General features: G+C 38.7%; 7 protein-coding genes. 3 read left to right on the forward strand and 4 right to left on the reverse strand.

From position 1 onward, the window contains the following. Nucleotides 1–4: 4 nt before the first annotated feature. A complete protein-coding gene (locus CWD90_RS00555) occupies nucleotides 5–2,170 on the reverse strand; it encodes a PBP1 and LysM peptidoglycan-binding domain-containing protein (protein ID WP_103473979.1) in 2,166 nt (721 codons plus the stop codon). Between the two features lie 139 nt (nucleotides 2,171–2,309). Next, complete coding sequence (guaA, locus tag CWD90_RS00560; protein ID WP_103474225.1) at nucleotides 2,310–3,842, reverse strand: glutamine-hydrolyzing GMP synthase; 1,533 nt, start codon at nucleotides 3,840–3,842, stop codon at nucleotides 2,310–2,312. Between the two features lie 421 nt (nucleotides 3,843–4,263). On the opposite strand from guaA, the gene CWD90_RS00565 reads away from it, so the two are divergent. Continuing rightward, entirely contained in the window at nucleotides 4,264–4,809 is a 546-nt protein-coding gene (locus CWD90_RS00565; RefSeq protein ID WP_103473980.1) for a pyridoxamine 5'-phosphate oxidase family protein, read from the forward strand. A 27-nt stretch (nucleotides 4,810–4,836) separates the two neighbouring features. On the opposite strand, the gene CWD90_RS00570 is transcribed toward CWD90_RS00565, so the two are convergent. Both CWD90_RS00570 and bshC read right to left on the reverse strand, forming a co-directional pair. Continuing rightward, on the reverse strand, nucleotides 4,837–6,207 hold the full coding sequence (locus CWD90_RS00570; protein WP_103474226.1) for a pyridoxal phosphate-dependent decarboxylase family protein: 1,371 nt from the start codon (nucleotides 6,205–6,207) through the stop codon (nucleotides 4,837–4,839). Nucleotides 6,208–6,287: 80 nt separating this feature from the next. Further along, on the reverse strand, nucleotides 6,288–7,889 hold the full coding sequence (gene bshC / locus CWD90_RS00575) for a bacillithiol biosynthesis cysteine-adding enzyme BshC (protein ID WP_103473981.1): 1,602 nt from the start codon (nucleotides 7,887–7,889) through the stop codon (nucleotides 6,288–6,290). 201 nt (nucleotides 7,890–8,090) lie between these two features. Between bshC and CWD90_RS00580 the strand changes: the two genes are divergently transcribed. Continuing rightward, nucleotides 8,091–10,547: a M14 family zinc carboxypeptidase gene (locus CWD90_RS00580; RefSeq protein ID WP_103473982.1), complete on the forward strand. Its 2,457-nt coding sequence runs from the start codon at nucleotides 8,091–8,093 to the stop codon at nucleotides 10,545–10,547. A gap of 122 nt (nucleotides 10,548–10,669) precedes the next feature. After that, complete coding sequence (locus CWD90_RS00585) at nucleotides 10,670–11,122, forward strand: DUF1569 domain-containing protein (protein WP_103473983.1); 453 nt, start codon at nucleotides 10,670–10,672, stop codon at nucleotides 11,120–11,122. Nucleotides 11,123–11,136: the final 14 nt, after the last annotated feature.

Below are 11,136 nucleotides of genomic sequence, written 5' to 3' on the forward strand. Positions count from 1 at the left end.
GGCTTCAATCCTTAAGCTCTACCATTCTCATATTCTCATAGCCTAATATATAAGAAGCTCTATTAAAATATCCGGAGGAGATGTCTTTGTTAAAGTTAAACTTGTTACCAATATATTCCGTTTCCCCAATAAGCTTGGAAGCAATCACCAAATCGTTTTTATAAGCCAATTTTAAAAGCATGTCCATTGTAAGGTCAAAGCCGCGAATTGCATAGGCATCAGGATCCGATCCATATTTTTTTCTATATGAATTTAAGAAACCATTATCTTCGGCCTCTCGCGATGCGGAAGGATAGGTGAATCTTAAATTAGAAAGGTGTGAATATGAAACAACCTCACTATCAAAAGCCTTGTTTTTGTCAGTAGTGAAAAGTCGGATGCTAACTTCCTTGTTTATTAAAGAGTTGAGCAAGGACCCTACATGATACACCACATTAGCCTGATCCGTTTCCAAAAACACCCAATTTTCATTCTCAAGCGACATAATCTTTGAGATTTTATCAATGTCCACAGAGCGATCTTCCTTTAAAGCGACGATTTTAGCTCCTGGGAATTTCATCATCAAAGCGGATTCTGTAGGCTTATTCTTTTGATCGGCAATTATAATAATATTCTCTTTGGTCCGTAAGCCTTCCACATAGGTCATCATATGATCCTCCAAAACCTTTTCAGAAGGAAGGGCAAAAAACACATTGTTTAAACTTAAATCGCTTTTTTCGGTCAATGGAGCTACAACTGGAACTCCGTATTCTGCAGCCTGCATTGCCACCTCTTTTAGGGATTGGGGTTCTAAAGGACCAAAAATTGCAGAGACGCCTATCAAATTTTCCTTTTGCAATATACCCTTGGTTCGGTTCAGATCCAATTGCGTATCATAAGTTTTTACATCTACGGAGATTCCCAATTTGGCTATTGAATCCAAAGCCACCATTGCACCAGAATATAGACCTAAGCTATATTTCACATCTTTTCTATTTTCTATGGCATTCTTAGTGGCTGCATTGTCCTTTAAGTCCAACCTATCCAACCTAAAGGGTAAAAGAAATAATATTCTTGGATGGTTTAGCCTATTGATACTGTCCCTTAAATTAATCTTATCTAAGATCAGCGCATTTTTCACATCAAAATTACCCGTCTGTGCCTTGGGTAATTTCAAAACCATTCCAGCCTTTAGCCCTTCTTTTAATTCTGGATTAAGATCCAATAATTCTTTATAGGTTACCCCAAATTTCCGGGTAAGCGAAAACTCAGTCTGCTTAGGTTTGACCTCATAAAAATTGTAATTATCAATATTTACCACGCCGGTCTCTATCTTTTGTACTGGAATTCTCAACACCATTCCTTCCTTTAAGCCACCTCTTTCCTTTATTTCGGGATTCAAGGCTATAATTTCATTGGCCGATAAGCCAAACTTTTTTTCCAAACTATAAAAAGTTTGTTTGGGTGGAACAGTATAAGAATTGTACAATTGGGTTTCTTGATCTTTAATAGAACTGCCCAATAATTTCGGCAACAACAGCTCCTGACCAGAGGATAAATAATCTGTTATTTTGGATAACTTGGGGTTCAGCACCAATAAACTATCTATAGTAATCCCATACTTATTGGCAATACTCCAACGAGTCTCCTTGGGCTGTACCGTATAGATCTCATAATTTTCTTCATTGAATTCCAAGTCAGAAGGGTCAACCCTTTTGTATTTGGGTATTTTAAGAATCATACCCTTTTTCAATTGTACGGAATACAACTCCTTATTGTAGCGCTTAATATCATCCTCAGAAATAGCATACTTCTTGGAGATCCCGAACAAAGTTTCCTTTCTTTTGGTTCTGTGCGAAATATAGCCTACAGGTTGCTGCTGTTGTAGATCGGATTCATTTCCTTGTAGCGCTTGCAACAAGGTAGAAACCCCATTTACACTATCTTTTTTTACCACCCCACCGTTTGCTGACGGAATTACCAAGATGGTATTGGCCCTCAAGGCCTGCCCCCTTTTTATCTCCTTGTTATAATTTAATATCCCTTGCTCGGATACATTGTACCGTTTTGAGATACTTTCCAAGGTTTCACCAGCTTTAACGGAATGGGTAGTGAATTTTTGAGCTATTGCATTAATACTCAATAACAATAAAAAAAATGTTGTAAATATTACTTTTCTATATATTTTCACAAGTATAGATTTTATTTATTCTATTAATAATAAGCCAAGTACAAAATTGAGAACGAAAACAAACGTCATAATGTTATACTAACAATTAAATATTAAGGTTACACTTGGAAATTTAGAATTCGCTATACAAACCAGCCAATTATTCCCACTCAATAGTTGCAGGTGGTTTGGAACTAATATCATATACCACCCTATTTACACCTCTTACCTTATTTATAATGTCGTTGGAAGTTTTCTGTAAAAACTCATAGGGTAAATTAACCCAATCCGCTGTCATTCCGTCGGTACTTTCCACGGCTCTTAAAGCTACACATTTTTCATAAGTCCTTTCATCGCCCATGACACCAACACTATTAACAGGCAATAGCATTGCTCCCGCTTGCCATACCTTGTCATAAAGGCCCCATTCCTTTAAACCGTTAATAAAAATGGCATCTACCTCTTGCAAAATAGCCACTTTCTCACGAGTTATGTCTCCCAAGATTCGAATCGCCAATCCTGGCCCTGGAAAAGGATGCCTGCCCAACAATTCCTTATCGATACCCAAACTGGCACCTACGCGTCTAACTTCGTCCTTAAACAACATTCGCAATGGCTCCACTACTTTCAATTTCATATAGTCTGGCAGACCACCTACATTATGATGACTTTTAATCGTTGCCGACGGACCGCCTGTGGCTGAAACGGATTCAATAACATCTGGATAAATGGTACCCTGCGCCAACCATTTTGCATCTTCCACCAAGTGCGATTCATCATCAAAGACTTCTATAAAAACCCTACCTATGGCTTTTCTTTTCTTTTCTGGGTCACTTTCTCCTTCCAAGTTATCCAAAAAACGTGCCGAAGCGTCCACTCCCTTAACATTTAACCCCATTCCTTCATATTGATCCAAAACTGATTGGAATTCATTTTTACGAAGTAGTCCATTATTTACGAAAATACAATGCAAATGTTTCCCAATAGCTTTGTGCAATAAAACTGCCGCAACAGTTGAATCTACTCCCCCAGAAAGTCCTAGAATAACCTTTTCATTCCCAATTTTAGCCTTTAATTCGGCCACTGTGGTTTCCACAAAGGAATCCGGGGTCCACGTCTGCGCTACCCCAGCTATATGCACCAAAAAGTTTTCCAATAATCTTTTTCCATCGGTAGTATGATACACTTCAGGGTGAAATTGAATGGCGTAAGTCTCTTCATCCTTTAGCTTATAGGCTGCATTCTCCACATCATGGGTACTGGCCAATTTAATTGCTCCAGCAGGCAATTCCTTTATCGTATCACTATGGCTCATCCAAACTTGGCTACCTTCAGAAATTCCTTCGAAAAAGGATTCACTATGATCAATAAAAGACAATTTTGCCCTTCCGTATTCACGGGTATCCGAAGGCGCTACCTTGCCACCATTAAAGTGAGCTAAATATTGGGCACCATAGCAAACAGCCAATAAGGGCATTTTACCTTTAATTTGGGATAAATCAGGATGTGGAGCATCATCGGCCCTTACAGAAAAAGGTGACCCTGAAAGGATTACAGCCTTGTATTCCGATAAATCTTTAGGCAAATGGTTGTACGGTTTTATTTCGCAGAATATATTGAGTTCCCTGACCCTTCTAGCGATGAGCTGCGTATATTGGGAACCAAAATCTAATATTAGGACGTTATTTTGCATGGGCAAAAATAGTAATTTGAAATTTTTGTAAAAGTATCTTTGTGGTTTAATAATCACAAAACTTATAAACAGCATAAGTTTACGCACCAATATTTGCTGAATAGCCCTTAGAACAAAGGGATTCTTTCTTTATAAAGTAAATTAAATTATTCTTGGACCGTGCCTTAATTTGGGGTTAGAATACGTTTAAAATGCGCTTGTTTGGTATAGTGTTAGCATATTAGCACAAAAATAAAGCCCGGTAACCAACCGGGCTTTCTAATCAAAATCAACCTAAACCAATTAACTCTTACTAACTACTCGCAATTTAATTCGAAATTATTTTCAAATTCATAGCAATTTATATCTAGAACAACTGAGAAAAGAAATACCCTACTCCAACATTTATTTTTATCTTTAATAAAACATAAAAAACAATATCATGGCCACCATTTATTTACAAGAAATAAGGGAAGAGCTGCAGAAGGGGCCCACAGAAAAAGACCATCCTTTTAAATTTTTCACCTTCTCCACCGTGGGCCTAGATCAGGTAGCGCGTCTGCGTACCGTGGTATTAAGGGAAGTTTCCAAAGATTTAAAACTAACTTTTTACACCGATAAACGTTCTAAAAAAATTACCCATATTAAAGAAAACAAAAAGGTAAGCCTGCTCCTTTACCATCCATCCAAATTGATACAAATAAAGATTGAAGGTACGGCAGCCTTTAAAGATGATAATGACACCAAAGAAAAATATTGGAGCAAGCTGGATACACTGGCAAAAAAACAATACACTACCACTAGATCGCCAGGCAGTAATTTAATTAATCCCCAGAATTTGGAATATCTTAGTGAAGAAAATCATTTCTGTCTAGTGGAGATTACCCCTTATAAAATTGAATATCTAAAATTAAGTCAACCCAATCATATCAGGGTCCGATTCTCTAAAGTTGGCAATCTGTGGGAAAGTGAGTATTTGGTACCTTAAATAGATCCCCAATTTTTCCGCTTCAGCTTAAGCCATGGAATCCAATATCATAGAGATATCCTTCTCAGTAGTATCAGGGTTAATAAAGCAAAATCGCGCCACTGTTTCATAAATACCCTTTTGCTTATACTTGGTAGGTGTTACCAATGCAAACCCTTCCCTGTGATTTTTATAGGTCCAATTGGTGTAATCCTGGGGTAACCATCCTTTTCTTCGAAATAACACACATGAAAGACTAGGTTCCCTGACCAATTCAACCAAGGGGTGCTCACGAATAAGTTCCCCAGCTAAGTTAGCCAACTCAATACCTTGATCCACTGCCCACGTATACTTATCCGTTCCATGCATGGCCAATGAAAACCAAAGCGGCAATCCCCTTACCCGGCGCGTTAGCTGTATTTGATAATCCGAGGGATTAAAACCATGTGCACCTTCATCCTTGAATATTTCCAAATAAGAACCCTCTTGGGAATGCGCTTCCTTGGCCAATTCTGGATTTTTATAAATTATGGCGCCACAATCATACGGTGAGAAAAGCCATTTATGTGGATCAATGGTAATACTATCTGCTTGTTCAATACCATGAAAAAGGGGGCGAACCGTTTTGGAAGCCAAGGCCCCGCCACCATAGGCAGCGTCTACATGAAACCACAGATTTTCCGTATTGCAAACTTCGGCAATTCCAGACAGATCATCAATGATACCGGCATTGGTAGTACCTCCAGTACCAACAACCGCAAACAACCTATCTCTTTGTTGGGCATCGAGGGAATCGACTTTCTTTCTTAAGGCCTCAAAGGTCATTTGTTCCTCGGTTTCCACCAAAATAACATCACAGTCAATTACCTTGGCCATAGATTTTACGGATGAATGGGCCCCAGAGGAAGTGATTATTAAACCTTTTTTATTGGTATTATTAAGATTCTTGCGCCAATTTTCCCTAGCGGTAACCATGGCCGATAAGTTCGCGGCAGTACCTCCGCTAGTAAACACCCCAAAGGAACCCTTGGGCAAACCTGTTAGGGAAACCAACCACTTCATAGCCTCGTTCTCACAAAATATTCCGCCAGCCCCTTCCATCCAATAAGCCCCGTGAATACTGGATGCCGAGGTTACCAGGTCAAACATCACCGCTGCGCGCGTTGGTGCGGCCGGTACAAACGCTAAATGTCTGGGATGATCAATGGGCACCGTAGCTTTAATTAGCACTTCTTTGAATAATTGAAACGCTCTTTCTCCTCCTATACCCTCAGGAGTTACGGTTTCTCCTACTAAAGCTTTTAGCTCTTCTTCTTTTTTCGGCTTGCCCAATTCCGGCGCAGGATGGGTAATGCGTCCAATGGCGTATTTCATGACATCCAAGGTCATTTCCACCATTTCAAAATCTACTTTGTGCATGGACATAGTCTGTTTTTAACAAATATAACCATTTGATTGTTCACTAACTTTCCACGCACTCCGATAAAATAGGATATATATTATTCCATTTCAATAATGGAAAAATCTCCAGATAAAGGCCTGAGTGCCTTCATTAATTTTGGAATTAATCGCTCGCCATACTCTAGATAAAGCTCGGAGAAATTAAGATTTCGCTCTTGGAGCGATTTATTGGGAAAAAGCTGATTCTGAATCTCGGTCATACGCATCACATGATCCTCCAACTTTCGCTTTTGCGCTTTCAGCAACCTTTTCTCCAAATGGTCCAATCCCTGCAATTGCTTTACCTCTTGAGCTTTTACGGCACCTAGAAAAGATGCATCGGTTTGTGAAGCCAGCTCGTACAATCCTTTAAACTGCTCCTCCAAATATTTTTTCTGTGGGGTAAAATCTATATCAATATTAGAAATCTCCCTAATCTTCTTATTGATAAGACTACTTTGCTTTAGAAATATATCCGTTAAGGAAATATTCATCCGTTGTAATTTCTCCATCTGTTTCCCTGTAATTACCAATGCCGAATTACGAAGTAATAAGACAGGGAACGGCACTTTCATTTCTTCAAACATGGCTTTCAACTGCAACCAATACGCCAATTCCCCTCCGCCACCTATATAACAGAGGTTGGGCAAAATAACTTCTTGGTACAGAGGTCGGGCAATTACATTGGGTGAAAAACGTTCGGGGTAGTTCTCCAGTTCGGCCAATATTTCCGCCTGACTAAATTCGATTTTAGTGTCATTTACATAAAATTTGCCATCGCGCTCTACTATCCTTTCACGGACACCATCGATCAAATAAAAATAATTTATCTCCCTTGGATTAACCTGAATACCATAACTTTCTGGTAAGGCCTGAAGCTCATCTATAGTTGCAATTACTTTTTTATACGAAGTATTTTCCAACAAATCCCGTTTTACATAGGGTTGTAATAAACGTTTTAATTCGGCATTATTTCCATCCAAAATTACCAGCCCGTGTTCGCCAAAAAGCTCATTGGCCAAAAAGCGTGTGGCATCCGTAAGGTTATCGTGTTCCAAATAGGCCTTGGAAAACCATTCCTTTAGCCTATTGCCATTGATGCTATTCCCCATTTCATTGGAAAAAGCCTCTAAAATAGCTTCCAACCCATCTGTTTCCATTGGTCCTACCGCACCGGAGGCCTTTTTATTCCATTGTAATTTCTTTCCTTTAAAATTGAAATAATTAATTTCATCAAAGTCGTGATCCTCAGTGGCCATCCAATAGATAGGCACAAAATTACATTCGGGATTGGAGAGTTTTAGCTCCTTGGTTAGATTAATGGTAGAAATAATCTTATAAAGAAAATACAGGGGGCCTGTAAACAAATTTAATTGATGTCCGGTAACAACCGTAAAAGTAGAGGCCTCTTTTAAGAGCGAAATATTTACTTTGGTATCCTCGGATATGCTAACACTATTATATTGTTCTTTAAGTACCGAATGTAAAACCTTCCGATGGGCCTGCGGGAAATTTTGTTTGGCTTTTATCTGTTCCTTAAATTGATTTATTTGGGGAGGTTTGCCATAAAAAGGCGACAAGGTCTCTTTGCCATCCAGATAGTCGCAAATTAATTCAGAAAAATAACCAGTTTTTTTAAAGGGTATGCCTTCGACTTCCATAGAAATATTGGTAATAGCTGGTAAAGATAAAATTATCCCTTTTTTCAGTTCCTAAAAATACGTTAAGAAGTTTAATTTTCAATTTTAAAATAGCTTTTAGGGCATTGCCTTGGTAAACCCAAACATGGCACCCACCAATAGAATTGAATTAATATCACTAATAATCCTTAGATTTGACTTGAAGCATATTAATGTATTTTGATGAAAAAACTTCTATTTACCTTTATTCTACTTACTACAACCTTAGGCATTTCCCAGACTTTACAATCTCCTTCAGAATTTCTGGGGTACGGCTTGGGATCGGAATTCACACGGCACCATCAAGTGGTGGATTACTATAAATACTTGGCTGACAATGCTCCCGATCGAGTGAAATTGGTAGAATACGGAAAAACCAACGAACGAAGACCCTTGTACGTAGCCTATGTTTCTACTGCCGAAAACATTCTTGACCTGGAGTCTATTAGAGCAGAGCACCTAAAGAACACCATAGGCGAAGGCTCACCAACAAAAGCCATAGTATGGTTAAGTTACAATGTCCATGGAAATGAAAGTGCAAGCACCGAAGCCTCCATGCAGACCATTTATGAGCTATTGACGGTTAAAGCTTCCTACCTCAAAAACACTGTAGTAATTATAGATCCCTGCATTAATCCAGATGGACGGGATCGCTATGTTAACTGGTACAATCAGTTTAAAAATACGCCCAATAATATAGATCCTAATAGCAAGGAACACCATGAGGGCTGGTTGAACGGGCGGTCTAACCACTATATGTTCGACCTAAATCGAGATTGGGCATGGCTCACCCAAATAGAAAGTCAACAACGCCTTAAGGTATTTAACCAATGGCTGCCCCATGTACATGTAGATTTTCATGAACAAGGAGTTAATAACCCCTATTATTTTGCCCCGGCCGCAGAACCCTTTCATGAAGTTGTAACTAATTTTCAGCGCGATTTTCAGGTAACAATAGGTAAGAATCACGCTAAATACTTTGATGCCAATGGCTGGTTTTATTTCACAAAAGAAGTTTTCGACCTTTTATATCCTAGTTATGGTGACACCTATCCCACTTATAATGGAGGCATCGGAATGACCTATGAACAGGGTGGCAGTGGACATGCCGGATTGGGAATAAAAACACTTATTGGGGATACGCTTACGCTTCAAGACCGTATAGCCCATCATCTTACTACAGGCCTTTCTACAGTAGAAGTAGCCTCCAAGAATGTAGAAAAATTAAATAAGGAGTTCAAGAAGTTCTATCAGAAAAAGAATTTCAAATATATGAGTTATGTAATGAACGGTGATCCCGATAAAATTGATGCCCTTACAAAACTACTTGAATCCCATGAGATTAAATACGGCTGGGCCAAGGAAGGTACCGTTAAAGGCTACTTGTACAATTCTGGAAAGTTGGGGACATTAAAAACGACCCCAACTAGTTTAGTAGTCTCTACTAATCAAGCTAAAGGCACCTTGGCGCAAGTACTTATGGAACCCAATACCAAACTCAGCGATTCGCTCACCTATGACATTACAGCATGGTCCTTACCCTATGCCTATGGATTGGAGGCTATTGCTTCCCTAACATTGGTCGATTCGAACACGCCTGCCAATTGGACTGTTTCCCCACCGAAAGGAGACTATATCCCCGAGGATAATTATGCCTATATAAGCGACTGGTCCAGTATGAAGGATGCCCGTTTTTTAACAGCTTTAATGAAGGAAAATATCAGAGTTCGGTTTGCCAAAAATCCATTTCATTTGGAAGGTAAAGAATTTGACCGGGGAAGCTTAATCATCACCAAAGGTGACAACAAAAATTACAATGTCTTCGTAGAGACATTAAGAAGGGTGGCCAAAAACAATAAAACCTTATTAACACCGACAAATACCGGATTTGTGGAAAAAGGAAATGATTTTGGCTCCAGCTACGTACCTATGATTACGGACACCAAAATAGCCATGCTATCCGGTGAACCTACAAGCACCCTTGAGTTTGGGGAAATTTGGCACTTTTTTGAGCAACAGCTCCACTTTCCGCTGACCATTTTGGATACTGAATATTATGATGAAATGGATATATCCGAATACGATGTCCTTATTCTACCAAACGGATGGTATACTAAGTTCTTCAATGAGAGTAGACTTGAGGAGTTAAAGGATTTTGTGAGAAATGGAGGAAAATTAATAGCTATGGAAGGTGCCATAAAAGGTATAAATGGAGAACACGGTTTTAAAATAAAAGAAAAGGAAGTCAAAAAAGATAGTACTGAAGTTATACTGCCTTACGAAGAGGCTGAGCGCGAAGACATCAAAAACTCGATTACAGGAGCAATTTTCAACACCAAAGTAGACCCAACACACCCTTTGGCCTATGGTTACGGTGATCAATATTTTACACTTAAATTAACTGATGACGCCTATGAAAATTTGGATTCGGGCACTGTCGCTTATTTAGAGAAAAACACAACTCCCATTTCTGGTTTCGCTGGAAGCGAAGCAAAGAAAAAAATTGCGAACACATTAGTGTTCGGAGTAGAAAAACTTGGCAAGGGACAGGTAGTTTACATGGTAGACAACCCCCTTTTTCGCGGTTTTTGGGAAAATGGAAAACTCTTTTTCGTCAATGCTCTTTTTATGGTAAAATAAGTTAGATTATGCTATTTGTGCACATTGCAATCACGATTTAATTTAAGTAATAATAACTGTAGAATTTCCCAGCAAATAGAGTATCGACCAACTGGATAAATAAAAAATAACAATAAAGAAAAATGGAGAATATTTTCAACAAAGAGATTGTGGATAATGTTATTAGCCGCATAAATGAATTAGACCCAAAAAGCATCGGCTTATGGGGTAAAATGAATGTTGCACAGATGCTGGCCCATTGTAATGTCTCCTATGAAATGGTTTATACGGAAAAACACCCCAAACCTAACGGCATAATGAAACTTATGCTCAAACTTTTTGTTAAACAGCCCGTAGTTAATGAAAAACCGTACAAAAAAAATAGTAGGACCGCTCCTGCTTTTCTAATTGTAGACGAAAGGGACTTTGAAATTGAAAAAAAGCGATTGATAGAACACCTAAGTAAAACACAGGAACTTGGTGAGGGTTACTTCCATAATAAAGAATCACATTCTTTTGGCCCTCTTACCAAAATGGAATGGAACAATTTGTTCTACAAACATCTCAACCACCATTTGGAACAATTTGGAGTTTAAATAGTTAATTACAA

Origin of the sequence: Arenibacter catalasegens, from assembly GCF_002909235.1 — a bacterium.
GTDB classification, from domain to species: Bacteria; Bacteroidota; Bacteroidia; order Flavobacteriales; family Flavobacteriaceae; genus Arenibacter; species Arenibacter catalasegens.